This window comes from Labrenzia sp. ATLA3 (assembly GCF_057180185.1).
In genome coordinates, this window is the sequence record NZ_JBXUKV010000008.1 from 438,631 (window position 1) to 464,749 (window position 26,119).

At 59.7% G+C, this 26,119-nt stretch carries 20 protein-coding genes; 12 read left to right on the forward strand and 8 right to left on the reverse strand.

The features are described from left to right. Nucleotides 1–24 precede the first annotated feature (24 nt). The 4 genes from AC2A6O_RS23565 to AC2A6O_RS23580 are packed head-to-tail and all read right to left on the reverse strand — an operon-like array spanning nt 25 to nt 4,251. On the reverse strand, nt 25–474 hold the full coding sequence (locus AC2A6O_RS23565) for an ATP synthase subunit C (RefSeq protein ID WP_498930743.1): 450 nt from the start codon (nt 472–474) through the stop codon (nt 25–27). Next, a complete protein-coding gene (locus tag AC2A6O_RS23570) occupies nt 471–2,264 on the reverse strand; it encodes a V-type ATP synthase subunit I (RefSeq protein WP_498930745.1) in 1,794 nt (597 codons plus the stop codon). The genes AC2A6O_RS23565 and AC2A6O_RS23570 overlap by 4 nt, the downstream gene beginning before the upstream one ends. Further along, the gene (locus tag AC2A6O_RS23575) at nt 2,261–2,884 is read right to left on the reverse strand and encodes a V-type ATP synthase subunit D (RefSeq protein WP_498930747.1); all 624 of its coding nucleotides are present in this window, start codon (nt 2,882–2,884) and stop codon (nt 2,261–2,263) included. Before AC2A6O_RS23575 ends, AC2A6O_RS23570 begins: the two co-directional genes overlap by 4 nt. Next, nucleotides 2,884–4,251 carry a V-type ATP synthase subunit B gene (locus AC2A6O_RS23580; RefSeq protein ID WP_498930749.1) on the reverse strand — a complete coding sequence of 456 codons (1,368 nt, stop codon included), beginning with the start codon at nt 4,249–4,251 and terminating at the stop codon, nt 2,884–2,886. Before AC2A6O_RS23580 ends, AC2A6O_RS23575 begins: the two co-directional genes overlap by 1 nt. A gap of 673 nt (nt 4,252–4,924) precedes the next feature. On the opposite strand from AC2A6O_RS23580, the gene AC2A6O_RS23585 reads away from it, so the two are divergent. Then, complete coding sequence (locus tag AC2A6O_RS23585; RefSeq protein WP_498930751.1) at nt 4,925–6,703, forward strand: ethylbenzene dehydrogenase-related protein; 1,779 nt, start codon at nt 4,925–4,927, stop codon at nt 6,701–6,703. A gap of 53 nt (nt 6,704–6,756) precedes the next feature. Next, nucleotides 6,757–7,773, forward strand: coding sequence for a 2Fe-2S iron-sulfur cluster-binding protein (locus AC2A6O_RS23590; RefSeq protein ID WP_498930753.1), 1,017 nt, complete (start codon nt 6,757–6,759; stop codon nt 7,771–7,773). A gap of 148 nt (nt 7,774–7,921) precedes the next feature. Here the strand turns inward: AC2A6O_RS23590 and AC2A6O_RS23595 are convergent, their stop codons facing one another. The 3 genes from AC2A6O_RS23595 to AC2A6O_RS23605 form a co-directional block, all read right to left on the reverse strand. Next, nucleotides 7,922–10,813 carry a bifunctional diguanylate cyclase/phosphodiesterase gene (locus tag AC2A6O_RS23595; protein WP_498930755.1) on the reverse strand — a complete coding sequence of 964 codons (2,892 nt, stop codon included), beginning with the start codon at nt 10,811–10,813 and terminating at the stop codon, nt 7,922–7,924. A 14-nt stretch (nt 10,814–10,827) separates the two neighbouring features. After that, nucleotides 10,828–11,631, reverse strand: coding sequence for a PstS family phosphate ABC transporter substrate-binding protein (locus AC2A6O_RS23600; RefSeq protein WP_498930757.1), 804 nt, complete (start codon nt 11,629–11,631; stop codon nt 10,828–10,830). Between the two features lie 441 nt (nt 11,632–12,072). Beyond that, on the reverse strand, nt 12,073–13,107 hold the full coding sequence (locus tag AC2A6O_RS23605; RefSeq protein ID WP_498930759.1) for a LacI family DNA-binding transcriptional regulator: 1,035 nt from the start codon (nt 13,105–13,107) through the stop codon (nt 12,073–12,075). A gap of 230 nt (nt 13,108–13,337) precedes the next feature. Here AC2A6O_RS23605 and AC2A6O_RS23610 point away from each other — a divergent pair, with 230 nt between their 5' ends. The 9 genes from AC2A6O_RS23610 (at nt 13,338) to AC2A6O_RS23650 (ending at nt 23,382) form a co-directional block, all read left to right on the forward strand. Beyond that, a complete protein-coding gene (locus AC2A6O_RS23610) occupies nt 13,338–14,573 on the forward strand; it encodes an ABC transporter substrate-binding protein (protein ID WP_148581999.1) in 1,236 nt (411 codons plus the stop codon). A gap of 147 nt (nt 14,574–14,720) precedes the next feature. Next, nucleotides 14,721–15,611, forward strand: a complete 891-nt coding sequence (locus AC2A6O_RS23615) for a carbohydrate ABC transporter permease (protein ID WP_498930761.1) — start codon at nt 14,721–14,723, stop codon at nt 15,609–15,611. Nucleotides 15,612–15,718: 107 nt separating this feature from the next. Beyond that, nucleotides 15,719–16,603, forward strand: coding sequence for a carbohydrate ABC transporter permease (locus AC2A6O_RS23620; RefSeq protein WP_148582375.1), 885 nt, complete (start codon nt 15,719–15,721; stop codon nt 16,601–16,603). 11 nt (nt 16,604–16,614) lie between these two features. Next, nucleotides 16,615–17,706, forward strand: coding sequence for an ABC transporter ATP-binding protein (locus AC2A6O_RS23625; RefSeq protein ID WP_498930763.1), 1,092 nt, complete (start codon nt 16,615–16,617; stop codon nt 17,704–17,706). Nucleotides 17,707–17,749: 43 nt separating this feature from the next. Further along, nucleotides 17,750–18,496, forward strand: coding sequence for a sugar phosphate isomerase/epimerase family protein (locus tag AC2A6O_RS23630; protein ID WP_498930765.1), 747 nt, complete (start codon nt 17,750–17,752; stop codon nt 18,494–18,496). Between the two features lie 9 nt (nt 18,497–18,505). Next, nucleotides 18,506–19,627, forward strand: a complete 1,122-nt coding sequence (locus AC2A6O_RS23635) for a Gfo/Idh/MocA family protein (protein WP_498930767.1) — start codon at nt 18,506–18,508, stop codon at nt 19,625–19,627. 11 nt (nt 19,628–19,638) lie between these two features. Next, nucleotides 19,639–20,685 carry an L-glyceraldehyde 3-phosphate reductase gene (gene mgrA, locus AC2A6O_RS23640; RefSeq protein WP_498930769.1) on the forward strand — a complete coding sequence of 349 codons (1,047 nt, stop codon included), beginning with the start codon at nt 19,639–19,641 and terminating at the stop codon, nt 20,683–20,685. Continuing rightward, a complete protein-coding gene (locus AC2A6O_RS23645) occupies nt 20,682–22,280 on the forward strand; it encodes a glycoside hydrolase family 43 protein (protein WP_498930771.1) in 1,599 nt (532 codons plus the stop codon). The genes mgrA and AC2A6O_RS23645 overlap by 4 nt, the downstream gene beginning before the upstream one ends. Before the next feature lie 43 nt (nt 22,281–22,323). Then, nucleotides 22,324–23,382: a sugar phosphate isomerase/epimerase family protein gene (locus AC2A6O_RS23650; RefSeq protein ID WP_498930772.1), complete on the forward strand. Its 1,059-nt coding sequence runs from the start codon at nt 22,324–22,326 to the stop codon at nt 23,380–23,382. A gap of 168 nt (nt 23,383–23,550) precedes the next feature. Here AC2A6O_RS23650 and AC2A6O_RS23655 read toward each other — a convergent pair whose 3' ends face one another. After that, nucleotides 23,551–24,765 (reverse strand): ROK family transcriptional regulator, encoded by a 1,215-nt coding sequence (locus AC2A6O_RS23655; protein ID WP_498930774.1) that lies wholly within the window; start codon nt 24,763–24,765, stop codon nt 23,551–23,553. A gap of 96 nt (nt 24,766–24,861) precedes the next feature. Here AC2A6O_RS23655 and AC2A6O_RS23660 point away from each other — a divergent pair, with 96 nt between their 5' ends. After that, nucleotides 24,862–26,106: an extracellular solute-binding protein gene (locus AC2A6O_RS23660; protein ID WP_498930776.1), complete on the forward strand. Its 1,245-nt coding sequence runs from the start codon at nt 24,862–24,864 to the stop codon at nt 26,104–26,106. The last annotated feature ends 13 nt before the right edge of the window (nt 26,107–26,119 follow it).

Below are 26,119 nucleotides of genomic sequence, written 5' to 3' on the forward strand. Positions count from 1 at the left end.
AAGCGCCTCCTCTTCCTTCTGGTCCTAAGCGGGGATCGAACCGGACAGGACCAGTGCGAAGACAAGAGCAAAGACCGAGAAGCCCTCCAGCACCGCTGCCGGAGCGAGCGAGATGCCGAAAATTTCCGGTTTGGCCTTGGATGCGTGAATGGCCGAGGCGAGAACCTCTCCCTGGCGAATGCCGGTGAAGAGCATGGTGACGCCTGACAAGAGCCCAATGCCGAACAGCGCTGCGCCATTGGCCGCGTCGATGGTGGGCTGCTGCAGCGAGAACATGATGACGATGCCGTAGATCACCTGGGAAGACGGCATCAGCGAGACGCCGATGAACCGACCATAGCCACCGTCGCTGTCCAGCATGGCGCCAATGGCGGCGCAGCCGCCAAGGGCGCAGCCCCAGGCGCTGCCGATGGCGCCGAGGGCGACCGGCGCGAACAGTCCAAACCAGCCGAGCGCCACAACGAATTCGTTCACAGGCGTGTCTCCTCTTTCCTGAAGGGACGGAAGGGCGTGCCCTCGTCCTTCAAACCCCAATTGAAAAATTCAATGACATTCAGGCGCAGACCATGCACACAGCCGGCGATCAGCCCCAGCCCGATGTTGATGGCGTGCCCAAGCACCAGGACCGCGATGGCGATCAGGAGGCCCACGCCCGGGACCGCGTGATTGAGCTGGCCCGACAGAGAATTGATGGTTTCGGCGAGCGAGGCTGCCGCAAGGCCCAGCGCAAACAGGCGCATGTAGCTGAGAACATCGGAAAAGATGTTGACGACACGGGCCAGGGACGCGAGCCCGTCGAAGACCCTGAGGCCACCGGTCCTGAGCGAGGTCACCTTGCGGTCGCTGCCGAAGATACCGACCAGCAGAAGCCCTGCAACCACTGCGACCGGACCGGCGACATCCAGGACGGAGCCCTGCCCCAGAAAGGTTGCCAGACCGCCAAGTGCCACCAGACACCAGCCGGCAGGCTGCATGCGTCCGCTTAGGGACTGTTCATGCCAGGCGCGCATCAGGTTGGCGATGACGATGTGGACCACGCCGATGGCCAGCGTGATCTTCATCATCGTGTTGACATCCTTCAGGTGAAGCACCTTCAGGTGTGCCAGAAACGAGCCCTCGGGAGGCGCGACGCCGAAATAGCTGCCCGTTGCCACACCGAAGGCCGCCGTGGAGATCATCAGCCAGACCGACATGCGGAACATGCGGCGGCCCAGCGCGGACCCTGTGAAGCGTTTTCGGAACAGAAACAGCAAGACGAGAAGGAGCAGGCCATAGCCTGCGTCCGTCATGATCATGCCAAAGAAGATCACGAAGGAAACATAGACAATCGCCGAGGGGTCCCATCCCCTGTAGCCGGGGGTCTGATAGAATTCCACCAGGTCCTCTCCCGCTTCCAGTGCCGGCCTGTTTTCAAGAAGCGTGGGCGGCGTGTCGGCTTCTTCAACCTCCGTCACCAGCAGGGCAATGCCGAGACTGTCCGCAAGCCTGCTGATCTCGGCAAGCTGATCCCGCCGCGCCCAGGCCTGAAGCACGAAGACCCTGTCGGTATCCGCAGTTTCGAGCGCCACCCTGTGCCGGGCGGAATGGTCTCTGGCCGCAGCAAGGTTCTGGGCGAGCACGAACCGCCATTTGGTGAGCGCCTGTCGCTGCAGCTCCAGCTCTTCCTGTTGAATGGCCGCATCTTCATATTGACGCCGCAGCACCGAAAGCGCCTCGGCCCCCACGTGAACACGGGGTACAGGCATGGCTTTTGCGTCCGGTTCATCCGGGGACAACAGCACAATGTAGCTGCGATACTTGTCGCGATGGACGATTTCCAGGATCTTGCCGGCAGGATCGACCTGCCTGAGCTTGGCATTGGGCACCACGTAGAACCACAGTCGGTAGTCGCCGATCTCGGCCAGGTCGGAAAAGCTGAATTCGCCCCAGGGTTCCACGTCCTGAATGCGCTGGTCGAGGCGTGCCAGCCGGTCCTCGCAGTCACGGATGGCCTTGCGGTTGGCAAGCGTCTGTTGGACGACCGTTTCCAGGTCGAAGCCGTCAGGATGGGTGACGGGGCGACGCTGCGCGTTGCTGTCCATGAGCCAGCGCAGGGCTTCGCTCGCCTCGCGCCCCCGGCCAGCCGGCACGGCTTCCAGTTCCTTTTGCGCTGACGTCAGGGGGATCAGATGGAAAGCACCGAATTCCTGCGCGGCTTCCAGCACCCTGTCCTTGTCTTCAAGGATGCCGACCAGGTTCACCTTGACGAGCGGGACGATGGTCATAGGTCGGCCACCGAGGGTTCGGCAGCGCGGGCTGCCGTCTTGCGTTTGGAGATCTTGGCACGGACCACGGCATCCCGTTCCGCGTCGGCAAGGGCCATGCGGATCTTCTTGATGTTGCGTTCCGCCTGCGGGATCAGCACCTTCTCGAACAGGTTGACCCTGCGCGAAATCACCGCTTCGGCTTCAATCAGCCGGGCAATCCGCTCCCTGGCAATGTCCCTTTCCTTGCTGAGCCGCAAAAGTTCCCGCATGCCTTCGACATAAGGGTCGACCCAATGTGGCCGCGCCAGACGGGAGTAGGGTTCCGTCTCGACTTCGATATCCTCCAGCACCGGCAGCCGGGTTCCGGAGAGATTCTGTTCACCCACAACGACCTGCTGCAGCACCACGAGCCCTTCCAGAGGGACATGCTGGTTGGCAAGCATCGGCAGGGAACGCGCAAGGTCGTTGAAGCGCTCTTCATATTCAGCCTCGAGCCGGACGGCTGTTTCCCTGGCCTTGGCGCGCTCGGCCATGATCTGGAGGCGCTTCAGCTCAAGCGACGGCAGGAAGCGCTTGTATTCCGAGAGCTGTCCGCTTTCCCGTGCCAGAGACGACTTGTTGAGCGCGAGCCTTGCCATCAGGCAGCCTCCTCGTCAGAAGTCCCACCGACAGGTTTCTGTTTCGGAAAATACTTGTCGATCAGCCCCTGCTTCATCAGAAGCTGTTCCGGCTGAAAGCATTCGGCAAGCGTCTGCCAGCACAGGTCGAGCGCCTCCTCCAGAGGGATGGCGACGTTGATATCCATGAAGCGCTGCCGGAACAGTCCGCCGAACTTCAGGAGCTGGCGGTCGTATTCCGACAATTCGAACGCCATCGACTGTTTCTGTTCCGCGTCCCTTGCTCCGGAATAGAAACGGATCATGGTGTTCATGATCTGGTTGTGGTCCTCACGCGTCACCTTGCCGATCACATGCTGCTTCAATCGAGAAAGCGAGCCGAAGGGATCCAGCACACCGCTGTGCAGATAAAACTGGCCTTCGGTGATGTAGCCGGTGTTGTCCGGCACCGGGTGGGTGACATCATTGCCCGGCATCGTGGTGACCGTCAGGATGGTGACGGAGCCAGAGCCTTTGAAATCGCATGCCTTTTCGTAGCGCCTGGCAAGCTGGGAATAAAGATCGCCCGGATAGCCCCGGTTTGCGGGCACCCGCTCCATGGCGATGGAAACTTCCTTCATGGCATCGGCGAAGGCGGTCATGTCGGTGAGCAGCACCAGCACGCGCTTGCCTTCCTCAACGGCAAATTTTTCGGCAACCGCAAGCGCCATATCCGGAACCTGCAGACGCTCGACCACCGGATCGGACGCCTGGTTGATGAACATGACCGTGCGCGGGAAGACGCCCGCATCCTCGAACTGCTGTCGGAAGAAGGCATAGTCGTCGAAGATCAGACCCAGGCCGCCGAACACCACGATGTCGGCATCTGCCTGAATGCCGATCCGGGCCAGAAACGGGTTATAGGGCTCACCGGAAACCGAAAAGATCGGGATCTTCTGGCTTTCCACGAGGCAGTTGAAAATGTCGATCATCGGCACGTCGGTGCGGATCATGCGTGAGGCAAGCACGCGCTTCATCGGATTAGCCGAGGGGCCACCGATCGGAACCGACGGGTCGCTGGACAGATCCGGGCCCCGATCGATCGGCTGACCGGCGCCGTCGAACACACGGCCCAGGATATTGTCCGAGTAGGTGACCTTGGCCGGTTCGCCCAGGAAGCGCACCGACGCGTTGTTTGCAAGACCCTTGGTGCCCGAGTTGACCTGCAGCGATACCATGTCCCGGTCGATGTTGATGACCTGCGCGAGAGACGTCTCACCATTGCCCGCATCGACCAGAGCCAGATCGCCGAGACAGGGACGCCCCTCCGACTCGCTCTTCGTCGAAGACACCTGAATGCGAATGATGTCGCCAACGATGTCGACAATCCGTGTATGGGAGACCAGCATTTATGCCCCCTTGGGAGTGAAGGTCATTCAAACGGGTCAGACCCGTTCTGTTGCAACGCACACCATCTTAGGCGGGTTTTTCAAGCCTGCACAACCAGGCCCTATGTACCGTTTCGGCCTCACCTCAACCGAATTGAAGTTAAGAGAAATATGATCGCATTCGTATGACCTGTATCAAAATCTCACCGAACAATACGGCGGGATTCCAAGCGCGTTGCCGTTCATTTGATTAACGCGGGTCAATGACGGCTCCACGACGAGGCCTTTCGGGAAAGGCAAAGATCTTGCGATGACAAGTTCTTGAGAGACGGATGAGGGGCATGCGGTGAGACGTCGCAAGCATATCCTTAAATACCACTTAAAGATTAGCCTAGTCCTCTAAATATATTTTCGGTATTTTGAAAAATTCGAGAATATTCAGACAAACATTAGTAAATCTACATCCTTATCAAAGTAAAATATATTTTTTATCTCAAGCTCTTCCCAAAGGTAATAATATAATGCATGCATCAGACTGCCCGGATAGGTTTAAAGCTGGTTGTAATTGCCATTTTTTCTTCACTTTCGTTAAAATGTGATATTTTTTGGCTTAGAGCTTTGAAATATCCCGACATCCGGTTGCACAACCTGTGCCGGTAACCCGGTCGCGACGCTGGCGGCCCTGGAGAAAACGTTGACGGACCAAGTGACAGATCACGCCCTCGAACTGCCTTCATCGTCCAAGACCGACGGGCAAACAATTTCCGGCAAGTCGTCGGAAGGCGCGAACAGGCGGCCGGAAGACCGTTCTCCGCCGGTGCGCAGCGACATCGGAACGATCCTCCTGCACTGGACGCTGGTGGTCACGATTGTCACCAGTCTGTTGACCGGTATGCGCCTGTCGGCCGATGCGGAAAACGCCTGGTTCTCGAAACTGTTCGAACCGATCCTGCCACAGGGCGAAATCTGGACCTGGCACTATGTGTCGGCCGTGTTCGTACTGGCGCTCATCTTCGCCTATGCGGCCTATATGACGCTTGCTCGCCTGAAACGCCGCATTTCTTCCAAGAAGATCGTCGTGCTGACGCTTCCCGCCAGCACGAAGTTGCGCCTGGCCGCCGTCAACGTCATTGCCTATTGGATTCTTTTCGGCGCCGTACTCACCTTGTCGACAACCGGCGTGCTGCTCTACCTCGGGCATGGCGGCATCTGGGTGACGGTGCATTATACTGCGGCGCTCGTGGTGCTGACCTATATCGTTGCCCATGTGGTGCTGCACTACTGCTACGGCGGCGTCGCCCAATTGCTGCGACTGTTCCGTCCTCAGGCCCTGCGCCGGTTCCCGGGCATGAGCCGCCATCCGCTTGCGCTTGCCCTTGTCCTTGGCGCCATTGTTCTGGTTGGCGCCGTCAGCCTCGATTTTGGAACGCGTGACAACCTTTTCGTTGCCGAAGGTGCCACACTGCCCGTGCTTGACGGCAAACTGGACGACCCCGTCTGGCAGTCCGCGCCCCCGGTCTTCATCAGGACCCAGCAAGGCTCGAACCTGAACGGGACGGGTGAATCGACGGTCGAAGCTCGTGCCGTGCAGGTGGGTGACAAGATCGCCTTTGCCTTCCGCTGGGAGGACAAGAATCGCTCCTTGAAACGGCATCCGCTGATCAAGCGTGAAGACGGTTGGCACATGCTGAACAACCGGGCCGATTTTTCGGACGAGACCGCCTATTACGAGGACAAGTTCTCGGTTGCCTTCTCGACCACCGACACCTTTGGTGGCGGCGGAGCAACCCACATGGGTCCAAAACCACTGGGGAACAAACCGGCTGCCTTCAACGGCCGCGGCCTGCATTACACCACCGATGGAAGCCTCGTCGACGTGTGGCAGTGGAAAGCCTCGCGCGGTGGCATGCTGGGACGTGTCGACGACATGCACTTTTCGACACCGGTTGAACCGAATGAAGCCCAGGCCGCCGGCAAGAGCCGGTACAGTGCCGGCTACAATCCCGATGAAGGCAAGGCCTTCTACGTCTACAATTACGTCGGTGATCCCGAGACCCATTATCACGGCACGGTCGGCGTGCGCCGGCTTCCGTCTGACTACAAGAAAATGAGCGGACTGATGGGCTCCGTCGACCTCGCCCCCGATGCGATTGCGGACGAAGGATCGCAGTGGTGGATGTTCGAAAACGAAAGCGTGCCCTATTCGCCAGAAAAAGACGCTGAAATTCCCGTCGGCACCATTATTCCCGGTGTTCTCATTCAGGGCGAATATTCCGGCAGCCGGGCGGATCTTCTGGGGGGCTCCAAGTGGCAGGACGGCTACTGGACGCTTGAAGTTGTCCGGGACATGGACACCGGCCAGAACCAGGACCTTGCAATGAAGGACGGCCTGTTCATGTGGGTCTCCGTGTTCGACCACAACCAGACCCGCCACACCCGTCATTCCCGGCCCGTGCGGGTGACCTTCAACTGAGCCCTGCCCTTCCCGTCCTCCCCTGACGTTTCTTTCAACGGATGTAATCAGACATGTCGAAAAGCACCTGCACGGTCACCATCAACGGGAAGGCCATCAAGGCCAATGTCGGCGACACGCTGATCGATGCCGGCCTCGGCGGACGTCTTGTCATTCCGCATGACTGCTGTTCCGGCCAATGTGAAACCTGCCGTGTACGGGTGTTGAGCGGCCAGATCGACGACATGGGAACGAGGGAAAAGGACACAGTGCTGGGGTGCCTGTCTGTTCTGGAAGGCGATGCCGAGATCGCCTACGACCCGGTACCGCTCGTGAAGACGACCAAGGGCACGGTGGAAAGCATCCGGACGATCAAGGACGGCTATCTGGAAGTGCGGGTCAAGACAGCGCGGCCGGTGCCCTGGCTGCCCGGTCAATATTTGCGCGCAACCTTTGCCGGTTATCCGCCGCGCGACTACAGTCCGACAACCCCGCTCAACCTGGATGCGGAAGAAAATATTCTTGTGTTTCACATCAAGGTGTATCCGGACAGCACCGTGTCCTCGAAACTGGGCAAGGAGATTGCCAAGGGACATGCGATGAAGCTGCGCGGCCCTTTCGGCAACGCTTTCCTGCGGCGGCAGCCGAACCCGGTCCTGCTCACATCGACAGGCACCGGCTTCGCACCGATCTGGTCGATTGCCGTTGCGGCGAGCCTGGCGCAGACTGGCCGCGACATCCGGATCATTGCCGGGTCCAGGTCACGAGACGGGATTTATATGCGTGACGCGGTCCGCTGGCTGCAAAGCCGGGGCATTCCCATCACCCTGACAGCGAGCGACGGGGACGGCGAGACGGTCAGCACCGCGCGCCCGCACGAACTTGTCGGCCCGCTCACGCCCGATCATGTCGTCTATTCGGCCGGCGCACCGTCCCATGTCGATGCCATGCGGGAGATCGCGCTGAGCGCCGGGGCGACATTCTACGCCGACCCGTTCTTTGTGGCGGAAGAAGACAGGGGCCTGATGACGCTGGCCGGCAACCTCCTCCGCAAGGCCTCCGCTCCTTTCAGTTCGGCCTCAGCCGGCTGAACCACGACCATGGCGCCAGGCCCCTGACCCAGAACCGGACACATCGGCACGTCAACCGTTGATCGGCCTGCAAGCACACGGGCGTTTGCCGCGCCCAGGTGGGTATTGGGAGGGTCTGGAAAGAAGTCGCCGGAGAAAGCAGCTTAAGCTACTGGGCGGCCGTGGTGAGCGACCGCGTTCCGGCAAAAATCAACTCTTCGGTGCTGTCGACCGGCATGGGCCTGCCCAGATAGTAGCCCTGTGCCTCGGTGCAGCCGATTTCGGTCAACATGTCGAGAAGCTTTCTCGTCTCCACGCCTTCGGCGGTGGTGGTCATGTCGAGATTGTTGGCAAGTTCGATGACCGCTTTCACGATGGAAATGGAATCTTCCGAATACGCCATCGAGCGGACAAAGGACTGGTCGATCTTGATCTTGTCGAACGGGAACCGGCGCAGGTAGCTGAGCGAAGAATAGCCGGTGCCGAAATCGTCCATGGACACTTTCACACCCAGCGATTTGGCCTGGTGCAGCGAGTCCAGAACGTCTTCTGAATCTGTCAGAAGCACGCTTTCGGTCACTTCCAGCTCCAGCCGCTCGGCCTTGAGGCCCGTTTGCGTCAGGGCGTCGATCAACACCGGGCCGAAGGCATGGCCGCGTAGTTGCCGGGGAGACAGATTGACCGCGATCCTCAGATGATCCGGCCATTTGGCTGCAATCCGGCAAGCTTCCATCAGAACCCATTCGCCCAGTTGGGTGATCAGGCCCGTATCCTCGGCAAGCGGAATGAAATCCGCCGGGGAGACCATGCCCCGCGTCGGATGGTTCCAGCGCACCAGCGCCTCGAATCCGGAAATCAGGTCATCTGCGAGCGTATACTGCGGCTGGAAATAAAGCTCCAGCTCACCGTCGGCGACCGCGGTTCTGAGATCGGTGATGAGCTCGCGCCTGTCGTTGACGGCAGTGCCCATGTCCATCTCGAAGAAGCGGTAGGTGTTACGGCCGTCTTCCTTGGCCCGGTAAAGTGCAAGATCCGCCTGCTTGAACAGCTCGTCACCCGCGGTGCCGTCGGCCCTGGCAATGGTAATGCCGATGCTGACGCCGATGACGATTTCATGGTCCGCGATCTGGAACGGCTGGGAAAGCTCCCAGATGACGGACTGCGCCAGTTCCTCGACTTCCTGCAACCTGGACGGCAGGCCGGTGAGGATCGCGAATTCGTCGCCCCCCAGCCGGACCACAACGTCCTTTCGGCCGATCAACCTGCGCAGTCGTTCCGCCACCTGGCGCAACAATTCGTCGCCAATGGGGTGGCCCAGGCTATCGTTGACGGTCTTGAACTCGTCCAGATCGAGGCAAAGAATGGCGAATTCGCCGCCTTTGACCAGCTGCTGGTTCAACAGCATGTCCAACTGGTCTCGAAACTCGATGCGGTTCGGCAGTTGCGTCAGAAGATCGTGACGCGCCAGGAACGCCAGCCGGTCACGCGCTTCCTGCCGCTCGGTGACGTCCTCTGAAATCGCGACCCAGCCGCCTTCGGCCAAGGGCTGGCGGGTGGTCAGAACGATCCGCCCAGAGCGGATCTTCACCATTTCCGTGCTTTGGGAGCCGCTTGCATACCTGTGATCCGGCAGGCGAGACTCGTAAAGCCCATTATCTTCGGTTTCGACGGCCTCCACCTTTTGCAGTGTGGCAAGCTGGGCGGCCGTCATGCCCGGTACGACCTTGCCCGCCTCAAGTTGGAACAATTCGGCGTAACGTTGGTTAGAGACGATCAACCGGCCATTTGCATCGAACATGCACAGGCCATGCGACATGTTGTTGAGCGCCGCGTCAAACAGGACGTTCTGCTCCCGCAACTGGGCCTCCTGTGACCGCAGGATCGAGTTTTTCTCGTGTACGCGCTCGCGAAGCGCATCGCGTTCTTTCACCGATCGCTGCAGGGAAACAACGGAGCGGGCAATGTCGCCGACTTCATCCATACGCTCCGTACCCACGACCTCGCTTTCGAAATCGCCCGTAGCGATGCCGGTCAGAACCCGGGTAATCTTGGTCAGCGGCCTGGTAATCTGCCGGGACATCAGAAAGGCGACCGCCGCGAAGGCTACCAGCGCAATCAGCCCGAACAAAAACAGCCGCCTGAGCAGCTTGGCTTCTTCTTCCGTACCGATCCGCGTCAGTTTGTGCTGAATTTCGGTCAGCGCCTCAATTGGCGTCAGCGCGCAGACGGTCACCGGCACGACGGGCACGCCGCATTCGATCACATGGGCACCATTTTCGGTGATGTTAGGCGTTTCCGGCGACCTGGCCAGATCGGGCATCTTGCCGGAGAAATTCGCGGTGGAAATGATCTGGCTATCGTAAAGAATTGCCATCTCGAAGGAATTGATCTTGGCCAGATCAACCAGAAGCGGCTCTTCGGGTCGCAGCCAGCGCTGTCCGACGAGACCACCGATCACATAACCGAAGTCATCGAAAACGGGGACGAACACGATCTGCGATACTTCATTGACCTGGTCACCAGGCACAAAGACACCCGTTTCGGACCGTGGCAAAACGCCGGAATAGGTCAGTTTCTGTCCCGGAAAACTGTCTTTCAGCGATCTGGCAACCTCGTCGAAGAAGCTCAGGTTCTGCATCGTCGAGCCCAGCTCGACAAGGTCCGCTGAATATGAGGACGCCCCGATCACGTGGCCCTCTTCATCCAGAACGACAATGCCGTCCATATCCGCCAGTTCCGCTGCCGGACCGAGCAGTTCCGACATCGCCACAACGTTACGGGACTGAACAGCCTTGGCGGTATCGACCCTTTCCGAGAGGGCGTCTATCCGGCGCAATCGGTCCTGAAACAGGAACTCCATACGGGTTCCGGCAAGCTCCACATCCGCATTCAGCGTTTCCAGAAGCCGGGCCCGGGACAGCTCGAGCAGTTCGGTTTCCTGCCGCTGCATGCTGTCTTCAAGCTGAAACGCAACCAGTCCGATAAAACCGGCAAAAGCACACACCGCCGTGAAAACGGCGCCATATGTGTAATGCCAGAGAAGGGACGAGTGACGGATCATGTGGACCAATTGCGTTAGTTACTGACGGGTACGCCACCGTAATTGCTGATCAAAGTGTGAGCCTGATCGGACTGCGCGTAGTCGATGAAGGCTTTCATGTCCTCATCGAGCGTGCCTTCCTTGTAGATCAGCGCCAGGATCACCGAACTCGGGTATCCCGGGTCGGTCGGATGGTGACCGTCGATTTTCACGATGTTCAAACCGTCTTCCAGTGGCTTGGAATAGGGACCGAAAGCAATCGCTCCCTCGACGTCGCGGGCACTGGAAATTGCGTCCTGGGTGGTCAGGGCCGTTTTGGTGCGTGGCGAGAATTCCATTTCCGACCAGCCCGGCATCGTGGCTTTCATAACTTGTAATGTGCTGTCGGCATCTTCACGCCGAACCAGGCGAACGCGCAGATCCGCTCCGCCCAGTTCAGACCAGTTCGTGATGTCGCCGGAATACAGCCTGACCAGCTCCTCGCTGGTCAAAGCTTTCACGCCGGTTGACGGATGGGTGAAGATTGCGCTGGGGATTTTTGCAATCGGCAGATACACGAGGCCGTATTCCACCTCGCTGTCCTTCAGCGGACGCGCAACCCGGCCCAGGCGTTCCGTGCCCGAGCTGACGGCTGCGATGCCGCCACCAGAGCCGATGCTCGGTGGAATCTCAAGATCGATATCGGAGTATTTTTCGGCGAAGCCAGCCCCAATTTCCTGAAGCATTTCAAGTCCATCGCCCGTACCCACAACCTTGAGCGAAGATTGCGCCGAAGACGCACCCGTCTGTAGAAAGAAAGTGCAAATGGACAACGCCAAGGCAAACGCCAGTCTACGCATTTTTATCACCCAAAATTGACGATACTATCTAGAGTGACATCCTGAAGTTAACTAATCGCTAAACCTCCGCGATAATTTACAATAAAAGTGTAAGTAAATCATGTTTTCCAAATAGAAATAAAATAATTTTGAAATCAAACATAGGGCGCATCCGGGAAATATTTGCCTAGTATGCAAATTTTACCGACCAAACACATTCACTTGACTAGCAAAGTGAAGGGTTCAGATAACCCAACTGAAAGCTGGCAAGATGTATTCAGTCTACTCTTAGGTTTTGCGCCTACATCGACGTCAAGTTGTACCAATAAAGCTGCAAACACATTTCAAGTATGGCTGCTCCTTACACTTAAATCGCGAAGGTCGCGTCTGAACAACCGAGATCAACCCGCTTGCGGCAGGGTGATCTCTCCGCGTCTCTGACCCCCGTGAATTCGCCGGGAATCAGCAATTTGGCGCGGCTGCACTGGTGCGCACGACCAGTTCCACATCAACGATGACAGGCTCGGCAGCACAGGCCTGCGAGGCGGTGGACGCCTCCAGACACTCCAGCAGCAAGGACACAGCCCTGGCACCAAGCGCCCGCCTGTCCTGACGCACGGTTGTAAGAGCCGGGACATAAAACTCGGAAAGTTCGATGTCATCGAAACCGACGACAGAAATGTCCTCCGGGACGCGCAAGCCGTTTGCAGTCAGGGTGGAGATAAGGCCAAAGGCGACCTGGTCCGAGGCGCAGAAAACCGCGGTTGGGCGATCGTTCATTGCCAGAATCCGCTGGCCTGCCATCCGGCCGGATTCCAATGAAAAGTCGCCGCGGATGATCCATTCTTCCCGCGCAGGCAGTTCCAGCCGTGTCCGCTCGGCCATCATGCCTTCGCGCCGTGCGTGGGTGAGAACATTTTCCTGCGGGCCCGTGATATGGGCGATCTTGCGGTGACCGAGATCATAAAGATGCCGAACGGCCAACTGAGCGCCGTGGAGATTGTCGCTGCGCACCGATGGTAACGCCACATCCTGCACCCATTCGCAGGCAAAAACGATCTTTCCCGAAACGCCGTTGTCCTCGAATAGCTGGAGTTCCTCAGACGAAATTGCGCCGTCCAGACAGATCATGCCGTCGATCTGGGCATCCAGAAAGTAGTCGACCACGTGTTTGCCTCCGGTGGTGTGATCCTTCGTATCTGCAATCAGAACGGAATAGTCCCGGCTGCCAAACTCCGCGCTGATGCCGGCCAGGATCTGGGAAAAGAAGGGATTACCGAGGTTCGGCACCAGGACGAGAATGGCGCCTGCCTGCTGGGTGCGCAGATTGCGGGCTGCCCGGTTGACCCGGTATCCTGTCGACCGGATCGCCGCAAAGACGGTTTGCCGGGTAGCCTCCGTCAAAAGTTCGGGATTGCTGAGCGCACGACTTACAGTTGCCGTCGATACGCCCGCCTCGCGGGCAACATCCTGAATTCGCGCAATTTTCTGGGCCAAGGCCTGCTCCGGTTTTTCTCATGTCAGCGCCTGGACCGTTTCCGCCGCCGTCTCTTGTTCATCCTTGAGGCTGTCAGGCCCTACATTCCGGGTTGACACAAGACCATTTCCCGAGAATGATGAAATGTAATCGATTACATATAGCACACAACAAGATGTAATCGATTACAAAAATGCGGTGGAGGCCGCATGACGAGGACAATCGAACACGCCACGTTCGATGGGAGGAAATGATGAAAGCACTACGTGCAGTTTTTGCAGCAACCACCGCCCTTTGCGCAGCAACGGCCGCCAATGCGACAGACCTGGAAGTCACTCATTGGTGGACTTCCGGCGGCGAAGCGGCCGCGGTTGCTGAATTTGCAAAGGCGTTCGACGCGACCGGCAACAAGTGGGTCGACGGCGCCATTGCGGGCTCCGGCGGCACGGCCCGGCCGATCATGATCAGCCGCATCACCGGCGGCGACCCGATGGGCGCAACTCAGTTCAACCACGGCCGCCAGGCCGAGGAACTGGTGGAAGCCGGCCTGATGCGCGACCTCACGGACATTGCGGAGGAAGGCAACTGGAAAGAAGTCATCCATCCCTCCAGTCTGCTCGACAGTTGTACGCTGGACGGCCGGATCTTTTGCGTGCCGGTGAACATCCACTCGCAGCAGTGGCTATGGCTCAACAACAAGGTGTTCGAGGACAACGGCCTGGCGGTTCCAACCACCTGGGACGAATACGCTGCTGCCGCACCGAAGCTTGAAGAGGCGGGCATCATTCCGCTCGCGATGGGCCAGCAACCCTGGCAGACGACGCTGGCGTTCCAGGTGCTTCTCACCGCGCTCGCCGGACCGGAGGCCTATACCAAGATCTTCGGCGAGAAAGATGCCGAACTTGCCGGCAGCGAGGAACTGGCAAAGGTTTTCCAGGCCGCTGCGACCGCGCGCGACATGTCCAAGGACTCCAACGTCCAGGGCTGGAACGATGCCACAACCATGGTCATCACCGGCAAGGCCGCAGGCCAGATCATGGGTGACTGGGCGCAGGGCGAGTTCCAGGTCGCCAATCAGGTTGCCGGCAAGGACTACACCTGCCTGCCCGGCCTCGGTGTCAACGAGGTCATCATGACCGGGGGAGACGCGTTCTACTTCCCGAAAGTGGATGACCCGGCCATCACCGAAGCCCAGGGCGAACTGGCCAAGGTCATGCTCTCCCCGGAAACACAAGTTGCCTTCAACCTGAAGAAAGGCTCGCTGCCCGTGCGCGGCGACGTTGATCTGGCCGCTGCAAACGACTGCATGAAGAAGGGCCTCGACATCCTGGCCAAGGGCAATGTCATCCAGTCTCCGGACCAGTTGATGTCGGCCGACAGCCTGACCCAGGTCAACGACCTGTTCGTCGAGTTCTTCAACGACCCGTCCATGTCCGCAGAAGATGCACAGGCGACGTTCGCCTCGATCGTCGCAGACGCCGACTAACACTGGCAAAGGCCCCGTCGTCCGCGCCTCGCGCCACCGGAATTCCGGTGGCAGTGGCCGGGCGGCGTCCTCCAACCCTGCGCGCCGCGGCGCGCAGGGATCGCCCGACATCACCCTGGACGACGTCTCGACAAGGAAGTTTTCGGCATGTCCGCAGCTACGCGCCCCGCGAGGTGGCATCGGAACATCAGCGCCAAGGTGGCCGCAGTACCGATGATCATCACTGCCGTGGTGGTCTTCATCGGTGGAACCGCCTGGACGGTTCTTTATTCCTTCACCAACTCAAAGCTTCTGCCGCGTGAGAAATTCGTCGGCCTTGCCCAGTACGAACGGCTGTGGAGCAGCAGCAAGTGGCTGATTTCCATCGAGAACCTGGCCATCTACGGCGCTTTCTCGCTGGTTTTCTCGCTGCTGATCGGCTTCATGCTGGCGGCCCTGCTCGACCAGAAGATCCGCTTCGAGGACACGTTCAGGACAATCCTGCTCTATCCCTTCGCGCTCAGCTTTATCGTTACCGGTCTGGCATGGCAGTGGATTCTCAATCCCGACTTCGGCATTCAGCACGTGGTGCGCAGTCTCGGCTGGGAGAGTTTCAACTTCGACCCGCTCTACAATCCCGAGATCGTCATCTATGGCATCCTGATCGCCGGCCTTTGGCAGGGAACCGGGCTGATCATGTGCCTGATGCTGGCAGGCCTGCGCGGGATTGACGAGGACATCTGGAAGGCCGCCAAGATCGACGGCATCCCGATGTGGAAGACCTATCTCTTCATCGTCATTCCGATGATGCGCGGCATCTTCATCACTGCCGTCGTGCTGATCGCCTCCGGCATCATCAAGGTCTACGACCTGGTCGTCGCCCAGACCGGCGGCGGGCCCGGCATTTCCTCCGAAGTTCCAGCCAAATACGTCTATGACGCCATGTTCCTGTCCCAGAACCTCGGCCAGGGCTTTGCCGCCTCCACCATGATGCTGCTGACGGTCGTCGTCATTGTCGTGCCATGGGCCTATCTCGAATTCGGAGGCAAGCGGAAATGACCAAGGCGCCCCACCTGCTGAAAGGCTCCATGACATACGACACTGCGCCGGAAACCGGTCCCGACCGCGCCCTCCGGCACGGCGACGGCACGTCATCCGGCAACCGTATGGTTGAAGGCCCCGCCGGCCGCAAGCCGCGCAAGGCGCTGTCCCGCCGGAATATCCTGATCTACGGCACGCTGATCGTCGTCTGTCTTTATTACCTGCTGCCGCTTTACGTGATGATCGTCACCTCGCTGAAGGGCATGCCGGAAATCCGGCTGGGCAACATCTTCGCTCCGCCGGTGGAGGTCACCTTCCAGCCCTGGGTGAAAGCCTGGGCGGAGGCCTGTACCGGCCTCAACTGCGATGGCCTGTCGCGCGGCTTCTTCAATTCGGTCAGGATCCTGATCCCCTCGGTGATCCTGTCGATCGCGATTGCCTCGGTGAACGGATACGCGCTCGCCAACTGGCGCTTCAAAGGCTCGGAAACCTTTTTCGCCATCCTGATCGTCGGGGCCTTCATTCCCTATCAGGTGATGATCTATCCGATCGTGATCATGCTGCGGGAAATCGGCCTTTACGGCAGCCTGACCGGGCTGGTGATCGTGCACACCATCTTCGGCATGCCGATCCTGACGCTGCTGTTCCGCAATTATTTCGCATCTGTGCCCCAGGAACTGTTCAAGGCGGCACGCGTGGACGGGGCCGGTTTCTGGGCGATCTATTTCCAGATCATGGTGCCGATGAGCCTGCCGATCTTCGTCGTCGCCATGATCCTTCAGGTCACCGGTATCTGGAACGACTTCCTGTTCGGCGTGATCTACACGAAGCCAGACCTCTACCCCATGACCGTGCAGCTCAACAACATCGTCAATTCCACACAAGGGGTGAAGGAATACAACGTCAACATGGCCGCGACGATCCTGACCGGCCTCGTTCCGCTCACCATCTACTTCATCTCCGGAAAACTCTTCGTGCGCGGCATCGCCGCCGGCGCGGTGAAAGGCTAACGAGACGACCCATGGAACCAAGCATCTCCATCAAGAACCTGTCCTTGAGTTTCGGAAGCCTCGACGTTCTGAAGGATCTCAACCTCGATGTCGGGAGGGGCGAATTTCTCGTGCTGCTCGGCTCGTCGGGCTGCGGAAAGTCCACCTTGCTGAACTGCATTGCCGGATTGCTGGATGTCACCGGCGGTCAGATCTTCATCGGTGGGCGCAACGTGACCTGGGCTGAGCCTTCCCAGCGCGGCATCGGCATGGTGTTCCAGTCCTATGCGCTCTACCCGCAGATGACCGTTGGCGGGAACCTCAGCTTCGGTCTGAAGAATGCGGGCCTGCCCAAGGCGGAAATCGAGGAACGGGTGAACAAGGCGGCGAAGATCCTGCAGATCGAGCCGCTGCTCAACCGCAAGCCGGCCGCCCTTTCCGGAGGCCAGCGCCAGCGCGCCGCCATCGGCCGGGCCCTGGTGCGCGACGCCGACGTGTTCCTGTTCGATGAACCGCTTTCCAACCTGGATGCCAAGCTGCGGGCGGACCTGCGGGTCGAAATCAAACAGCTTCACCAGAAGCTCTCCAACACCATGATCTACGTCACCCACGACCAGATCGAGGCCATGACGCTGGCCGACAGGATCGCCATCATGCGCGGCGGTCAGATCCTGCAGTTGGCTTCGCCCCACGAGATCTACAACCGGCCAGCCAGCAAATATGTGGCCGAGTTCATCGGATCACCGTCGATGAATTTCTTTGACGGCACCCTGGAAGAAACAGGTGGCAAGTACCGGTTCACATCCAGCGGAAAGTCCTTCTCGCTTGACGGCTATGACTTCCAGTACGGCCCTCCGGCAACAGGTCCGGCGTGGTTCGGCATCCGTCCGGAGCACATGGTCTGCGGCGCGGAGGCCGAAATGGCCCTTGTGCAGTTCGCCGGCACGGTGGAACTGGTGGAACCGCTAGGCTCGGATACGCTTGTCCGCTTCACCATCGGTGACAAGGCCCTCTGGGTACGGATGGACGGCCAGGCAACTGTCCGGCACGGCGATGCCATTTCCGTCGGCTTCGATCCGGCCCGCGCCAATCTTTTCGACAAAACAACGGAATCCCGGCTCTAGACCGGCCTCCTTCACGTCAGGCCCACACTTCAGGACACTCAAGATGGATATTTCCTTCCAGCTCTATTCCGCTCGCGACTTCACCCCCTGGGACGGCGTTCTCAAGCGGCTTGCCGACCTTGGCTATACCCAGGTCGAAGGCTTCGGCGGCAATTACGAGAACCCCGCCGCCTTTCGCGACATGCTCGACGCCCAGAGCCTCAAGATGCCGTCGGGCCACTTCTTTCCCATGGAGCAGTTCGAGGACGACCTCGCCAAGGTGATCGACACTGCCAGGACCCTGGGCATGGAGCGAATCTTCGTTCCCGCCGTGCCGCCCGAGCAGCGCATTCCGGACGCGGCCATGTGGCAGTCCATCGCCGAACGGCTGGAAACCATCGGCCAGAAGATCCGCGATGCCGGCCTGCGGTTTGGCTGGCACAATCATCATTTCGAATTCGAGACCTGCGCCGATGGTCGGCTGCCGATGGACATCTTGCTGGAGGCTGCTCCATCCATCGAATGGGAAGCCGATATTGCCTGGATCGTGCGCGGCAACCAGGACCCGCTCGACTGGATCGAGAAATACGCAAGCCGCATCACCACCGCCCATGTGAAGGACATCGCGCCCGAGGGCGAATGCACCGACGAGGATGGCTGGGCGGATGTCGGCCAGGGCACCATGGACTGGCAAGGCCTCATGAAGGCCCTCAAGGGTGCAGGGGTCGATCTGTTCGTGATGGAACACGACAAACCGTCGGACTACGACCGTTTCGCAACCCGCTCCATCGCAGCCTTCCGCGCCTACTGAGGAAACCCCATGAGCAAGACACTTGGCATTGGCATCCTTGGGTGCGGAAACATTTCGGCCGCCTACATGCGCCTTTCTCCGCTCTTCAATGGCATTGAGGTGCGCGCCTGCGCCGACATCAACGAAACGGCCGCCAAGGCGCGCGCGGAAGAATTCGGCCTGAGGGCTGAAACCGTCGACGGCCTTCTGGCAGCCAGCGATATCGACATTATCGTCAACCTGACGGTGCCCGCAGTTCACTACGAGGTTTCCAGACAGGTTCTGGAGGCCGGCAAGCACGTCTATTCGGAAAAACCGTTCGTGCTGAGCCTGAAAGAGGGCCAGTCCCTTGCCGCGATTGCAAAGGAAAAAGGCCTTCGGGTCGGCTCGGCGCCGGACACATTCCTGGGCGGTGCGCACCAGCTTGTGCGGCACCTGATCGACAGTGACGCCATCGGCAAGGTGACTTCAGGAACCTGTTTCGTGCAGAGCCCGGGCATGGAAATGTGGCATCCGAACCCGGATTTCTTCTTCCAGCCCGGCGGCGGCCCGATCCTCGACCTCGGACCCTATTACGTTTCCAATCTGGTTCAGCTTCTGGGGCCGGTGCAGCGGGTTTGTGCCATGAGTTCTTCAGGCTCCGAATACCGCACGATCACTTCGCAGCCGCGCCATGGCGACAAGATCAAGGTGGAAACACCGACGACCATTCACGCGGTGATGCAATTCCAGTCCGGCGCTCAGATCACCTATTGCGCGAGCTGGGATGTCTGGCAGCACGGCCATTCCAACATGGAGCTTTATGGCCGCGAGGGCACCTTGCATGTGCCGGATCCGAATTTCTTCGGCGGCGAAGTGCGCATGACCGACAAGGGCAGCTTCGTAACGCTATCTGAAGCCTGGCAGCACCCGTTCTCCAAGGCGAATGATCGCGGACACGCCAACTACCGGACAGCGGGCCTGGCCGATATGGCCCTCGCCATCCTGGAAGGCCGGCCACACCGTTGCTCTTTGGAGTTTGCTCTGCATGTTGTCGATGTGATGACGTCGATTCTCGCCTCCGGTGAGAGTGGGACGTTCATTGACATCAAAACCACCTGCGAGCGCCCGGAAGCCCTGGACCCGCAGGCGGCGAAAGACCTTCTCGTTTAACAGGATAGCAAATGACCTGGACAGCAGCGGAATCGCGCTACGACACCATGGAATACCGCCGATGCGGGAAATCCGGCTTGAAACTGCCGGTGATCTCGCTGGGCCTGTGGCACAATTTCGGCGACGACACGCCGCTCGACAGGAAACGGGAGATTGCCCGGACCGCCTTTGATCTCGGCATCACCCATTTCGATCTGGCGAACAATTACGGACCGAAGCCCGGATCGGCGGAAACCGCCTTCGGCGAACTGCTGCGGACCGATTTCGCGCCTTATCGGGACGAGATGATCATTTCGTCCAAGGCCGGCTACGGAATGTGGCCAGGGCCTTACGGCGAATGGGGCAGCCGGAAATATCTGATTGCGTCCTGCGACCAGTCGCTGAAGCGGATGGGGCTCGACTATGTCGACATCTTCTATTCGCACCGCTTCGATCCGGACACACCACTGGAAGAGACCATGATGGCGCTCGACCACATCGTGCGGTCCGGCCGGGCGCTCTATGCCGGTATCTCGTCCTACAACTCCAAACGGACACGGGAAGCGGCCGCCATTTTGAAGGACCTGGGCACGCCGTGCCTGATCCACCAGCCGAGCTATTCCATGATCAACCGGTGGGTTGAGGAGGACGGCCTGCTGGATACGCTTGACGACCTCGGTATCGGCTCCATCGCCTTCTCGCCGCTGGCCCAGGGCATGCTGACCAGCAAATATCTGAAAGGCATTCCGGAAGACAGCCGGGCGAACCAGGGCAAATCGCTGAAGACCCAGTTCCTGAGCGAAGAAAACCTCGCCACGATCCGGGCACTCAATGAGATCGCCGAAACGCGTGGCCAGACGCTGGCCCAAATGGCCCTTGCATGGGTGTTGCGCAACGGCCGGGTGACCACGGCGCTGATCGGTGCAAGCCGGGGCAGCCAGGTGGCGGACTGTGTCGGCGCGATTGCCAATCTCCAGTTCTCCCAGGACGAACTGAAGCTGATCGAGGAAACCACCCGCGAGGCGGACATCAACCTTTGGGCGGCCTCGGCGGAACGGAAAGGACCCAGCCGGAAATGATCCGAAATCCCATCCTGCCGGGGTTCAACCCGGACCCCTCGATCTGCCGGGCGGGCGATGACTACTTCATCGCCACCTCGACCTTCGAATGGTATCCGGGTGTCCAGATCCACCGCTCAAAAGACCTGGTCAACTGGGATCTGGCCTGCCGGCCCCTGAGCCGGGCGAGCCAGCTCGACATGCGCGGCAATCCGGACAGCGGCGGTATCTGGGCGCCGTGCCTTTCCTACGCGGACGGACGGTTCTGGCTGGTCTATACGGACGTCAAACGGCTGGATGGGAATTTCAAGGATGCACATAACTACATCGTCACGGCCCCCTCAATCGAGGGGCCGTGGAGCGACCCGATCTATGTGAGTTCGCACGGGTTCGACCCGTCGCTGTTTCATGATGACGACGGCCGCACATGGTTCCTGGTGCTGCAATGGAACCACATTTCCAATTCCGTTGGCGGGCACCCGCGCCATCCGGCCTTTGACGGCATCCTGCTGCAGGAATGGTCCGAAAACGAAGGGCTGAAAGGCGAGATCCGCAAGATCTTTTCAGGTAGCCCCCATGGACTGACAGAAGGCCCGCATCTCCACAAGCGCGGCGGCTGGTATTATATGACCGTTGCCGAAGGCGGTACCGGCTACGATCACGCCGTCACGATGGCCCGTTCCCGGTCCATCGAAGGGCCCTACGAACTCCACCCGCAGACCCATCTCATCACCTCCAAGGACACGCCGGACGCCCCGCTGCAGCGGGCGGGCCATGGCCAGATCGTCGAGACGCCGGACGGCAAGGTCTACCATACCCATCTGTGTTCCCGGCCGTTGCCGGGACGGTTCTCGCCACTGGGACGGGAAACCGCGATCCAGAAATGTGAATGGCGGGACGATGGCTGGCTCTATCTGGAACAGGAAGGCACGGTTCCGAAAGTCGAGGTTCCGGGCCTGTCTGCGGCAGAACCGCGTCCACTTCAACGGGTGGAACGCAGTTTCACCGGCGACAGCTTACCGCCAGAGTTCCAGTGGTTGCGCACGCCTTATCCAGAGCGGCTGTTCTCGCTGACGGGCAAAGCCCTGCGCCTGACCGGGCGGGAAAGCATCGGCAGCTGGTACGAGCAATCGCTGGTGGCCCGGCGGCAGGAACACCTCAGCTACCGCGCGGAAACGACCCTGACAGACTTTGTTCCGACCACCTATCAGCAGGCGGCCGGACTGACGACTTATTACAACCGGCACAAGTTCCATTTTCTGGCTGTCAGCTGGACGGAACGGCTCGGCCGCTGCCTGACGATCCTTTCCTGCCCCGGTGATTGGCCGGACGGGCGCATGTCGTTTCCGGTGGATCCGATTGCGCTTGCCGACGGACCGGTCGAGCTTGCAGTCGACGTCAACGGTGCTCTCCAGCGTTTCTTCTGGCGGCAGCAGGACGGTGACTGGACCCCCTTCGGGCCGGATCTGGATGCCAGCGTGATTTCGGATGAAGGCGGGCGCGGTGAACACGGCTCGTTTACCGGAGCCTTTGTCGGCATGCTGGCCTTCGACATAACCGGACAGGGAAAAACCGCCGATTTCAGCAGATTTTCATACGCGCCAGAGGGAACGTGAGGCACCAGCCTTGCAACGCCCCGTTTAAACTTGGGAGACAATGATGGCTGGACTGATCAAAGGACCCGCGCTTTTCCTGGCCCAGTTTGCCGGAGATGATGCGCCGTTCAATTCGCTTCCCGCAATTGCCAAATGGGCTGCGGACCTTGGCTACAAGGGGATCCAGATCCCAACCTTCGACAGCCGCCTGTTCGACCTCGACAAGGCCGCCGAAAGCGATGCCTATTGCGATGAAGTCAAAGGCATTTGCGCAGATGCCGGCGTCGAGATCACCGAGCTGTCGACGCATCTGCAGGGCCAGCTCGTTGCGGTACATCCGGCCTATGACCTGGCCTTCGACGGTTTTGCGCCATCGCAAGTTCACGGCAACCCCAAAGCGCGGCAGGCATGGGCTGTCGACCAGATGAAAAAGGCGGCGATTGCCAGCAAGCGGCTTGGCCTCAGTGCCTCCGTCAGCTTCACCGGCTCGCTGGCGTTTCCCTATCTCTACCCCTGGCCGCAGCGACCCGCAGGGCTCATCGACGAAACGTTCAAGGAACTGGCGGCCCGCTGGAAACCGATCCTCGATGTCTACGACGAAAACGGTGTTGACGTCGGCTATGAAATCCACCCGGGCGAAGATGTCTTCGACGGTGCAACCTTCGAGATGTTCCTGGAGGCGCTCGGCGGTCACAAGCGCTGCAAGATCAACTACGACCCGTCACATTTCCTGCTGCAGCAGCTCGATTATCTGGCCTTTATCGACATCTACCACGAGCGCATCTGCGCCTATCACGTGAAGGATGCCGAGTTCAATCCGGACGGACGCCAGGGCGTCTATTCCGGCTATCAGGGCTGGGTCAACCGCGCGGGCCGGTTCCGGTCGCTGGGCGACGGACAGGTGGATTTCTCCGGCATTTTTTCCAAACTCGCGCAATACGGCTATGACAGCTGGGCCGTTCTGGAATGGGAATGCTGCCTGAAGTCGCCGGAGCAGGGTGCCGCAGAAGGTGCACCCTTCATCGAGCACCACATCATCGAAGTCACCGACAAGGCCTTCGACGATTTCGCCGGTGGTGAGACCGACCAGGAACAGATCCGCAAGATGCTGGGGCTGAGCTAGGGGCGGATTTACCGACACTCCCCACCAACCTCATCCTGAGGAGCCGCCCTGGCGGCGTCTCGAAGGATGGGCTGCTTGCCCGGGATATGCCGCCCATGCTTCGAGACGGACCTGACGGTCCTCCTCAGCATGAGGGTCGCTTTTCGGTTAAGTGCGAGAAATGCGGCCTCACAGCAGCAGGTGCGAGACCGAAGGTGCGTAGAGGGCGTCGACGGCGGCGGCTGTGGCGCCGAGGGCGACTGCCGTTGCCCCGGACGTGCCGATACGGATCCTGTCTTCTTCCGGCGAACCGTCAAGACGGCGGGGAAGCGGGGACGCGCTGTCGAGGAGCGCCTGCAGGAAATCCGGGCAAATGATACCCCCGAGGATCAGCGCTTCCGGGTCGAGCATCATGTCGACCATGCTGATCATCTGGCGCATGAGCGGCGCGACATCTGAAATCCAGCCGAGAACTGCCGGATCCCGCTCGGCAAACAAGGCCTCGATCCGCGCGACAGAGCCCGGCTCGGTCGGTTCCAGACCAAGCCTTTCGCACAGCGCATTCAATGACAGGTAGCGTTCGAGGCATCCGGAGTTGCCGCAGGAGCAGGCTGGGCCTTTCGGGTCGATCAGCACATGACCGATTTCACCGGCGTTTTTCGATGCTCCCGGATAGAGCGCACCATTGAGGACAAACCCGGCGCCAAGGCCCATGCCGAACTGGATGAAGGCGAAGCTGCTGAAACTGCGGCCTATTCCGTAAACGTGCTCGCCCAGCGCCGCGGCGGAGGCATCGTTCTGCAGCACCACAGGCAGGCCGACCGCCGTCTGAAGCTCTGCCAGATTTTCCGGCAAGCCGAAATCCGAAAAGGTGGTGGCGTCCGTTCCGCTCAATGACTGCGCTCCGGTTTCGAAGGGACCGGGTGCCGCCAGGCCGACACCGAACAGACGTTCGGCCATGGCCGGATGGGCCGCGCGGAAGTCTTCGACCATCGACAGGATCCGGCTGTTGGCTGCCTCGGGTGTGGCCGCGGCCATGGCGGCAGTCGACTGCCAGGCAATATTGCCCAGCAGATCGCAGGCGATCGCCGTCACCGACAGCCGATCGACGTGGAAACCGAGACTGTAGGCGTGATCGGACCTGAGCTTCACCATCATGCCCGGATGGCCGCGCCCCCTGGCCTTCTGGGCATGCATTTCGACGATACCGCGGCTTTCCAGCTCACCGACGATGTTCTGCACCGTCTGGCGGGAAAGCGAAGTGATTTCAGATATTTCCGTACGACCTATCGGCCCTCGCGTGCGGATGACTTCCAGCACGACGCGGTGATTATGCGTCTTGGCGCGGGTGAGGTTTGTACCGCTGGTACGGAAGGAGGGGAGCATCGGCGCACTGTCGTTCATGGCTCCAATAGACCAGAAATTATTTTTTCTATCAATTTGACAAAATAAAAAAATCGAAGATAGGATGCCTCGCCTACACAAAAACCGGAGGGCGAGATGAACACGTTTGGAAAGATGATTTTGGGGTCCGCATTCGCGACCCTGGCCATGACCACGACGGCATTGGCCGACACCACCTTGAACGCACTTTTCATGAGCCAGGCGGCTTACAGTGAAGAAGACATCGAGTCGATGACCGCCAAATTCGAGGAAGCCAATCCCGGCGTCACCGTGGCGCTGGAATTCGTTCCCTATGAGGCTCTGCACGACAAGATCATCGCGGCAGCGGGCGCAGGTGACGACGGCTATGATGTTGTGCTGTTCGACGTGATCTGGCCGGCCGAATTTGCAACGCGCGGCTTCCTGCAGGATGTCACCGACCGCATTCCTGCCGACTATACCGACAAGGTTTTCGACGGCGCCTGGACGACTGTCGAGTATGACGGCAAGCGCTACGGCATGCCTTGGATCCTCGATACGAAATACCTCTTCTACAATACCGAAATGCTGGAAGAAGCCGGCATTTCTGCACCGCCCAAAACCTGGACAGAACTGGCGGAACAGGCCAGGCAGATCAAGGACAAGGGCATTGTGGAATATCCGCTGGTCTGGAGCTGGTCGCAGTCAGAAGCCATGATCTGCGATTTCACCACGCTGACGGCTGCCTATGACGGTGCCTTCTTCAAGGACGGTGAGCCGGCCTTTACCACCGGCGGTGCCAAGGACGCGGTCAGCTTCATGAAGGCGACACTCGACGAAGGCCTGACCAATCCGTCTTCACGCGAATATTTCGAAGAAGATGTCCGGCGCGTGTTCTCCAACGGCGAAGCGGCCTTCGCGCTCAACTGGACCTACATGAACGCCCTTGCGAACGATCCCGAGGAAAGCAAGGTAGCCGGCAAGGTCAAGGTTGCGCCCGCACCAGGCGTCAAGGGCAAGTCCACCGCCTCCAGCGTCAACGGCTCCATGGGGCTGGGCATTCCGGCCAACAGCCCGCATGCGGACGAAGCCTGGGCCTATATCTCGTTCCTCACGCAGCAGAACGTTCAGGACGACTATGCAAAACTCAGCCTGCCGATCTGGAAGGCGTCCTATTCCGAACCGAAGGTGATGGAAGGCCAGGAAGACCTGATCGCGGCGGCGAAAGAGTCCATCGCGGTGATGTATCCGCGCCCTCTGGTGCCGTCCTACACGGAAGTGTCCGACATCCTGCAAAAGAACATCCATCAGGTCCTGCTCGGGCAGGCAAGCGTGGATGAAGCGCTGGACGCTGCCGCGAACCGCGTGAAGCGGATCCGCTAAGCTTGCGTTTGAC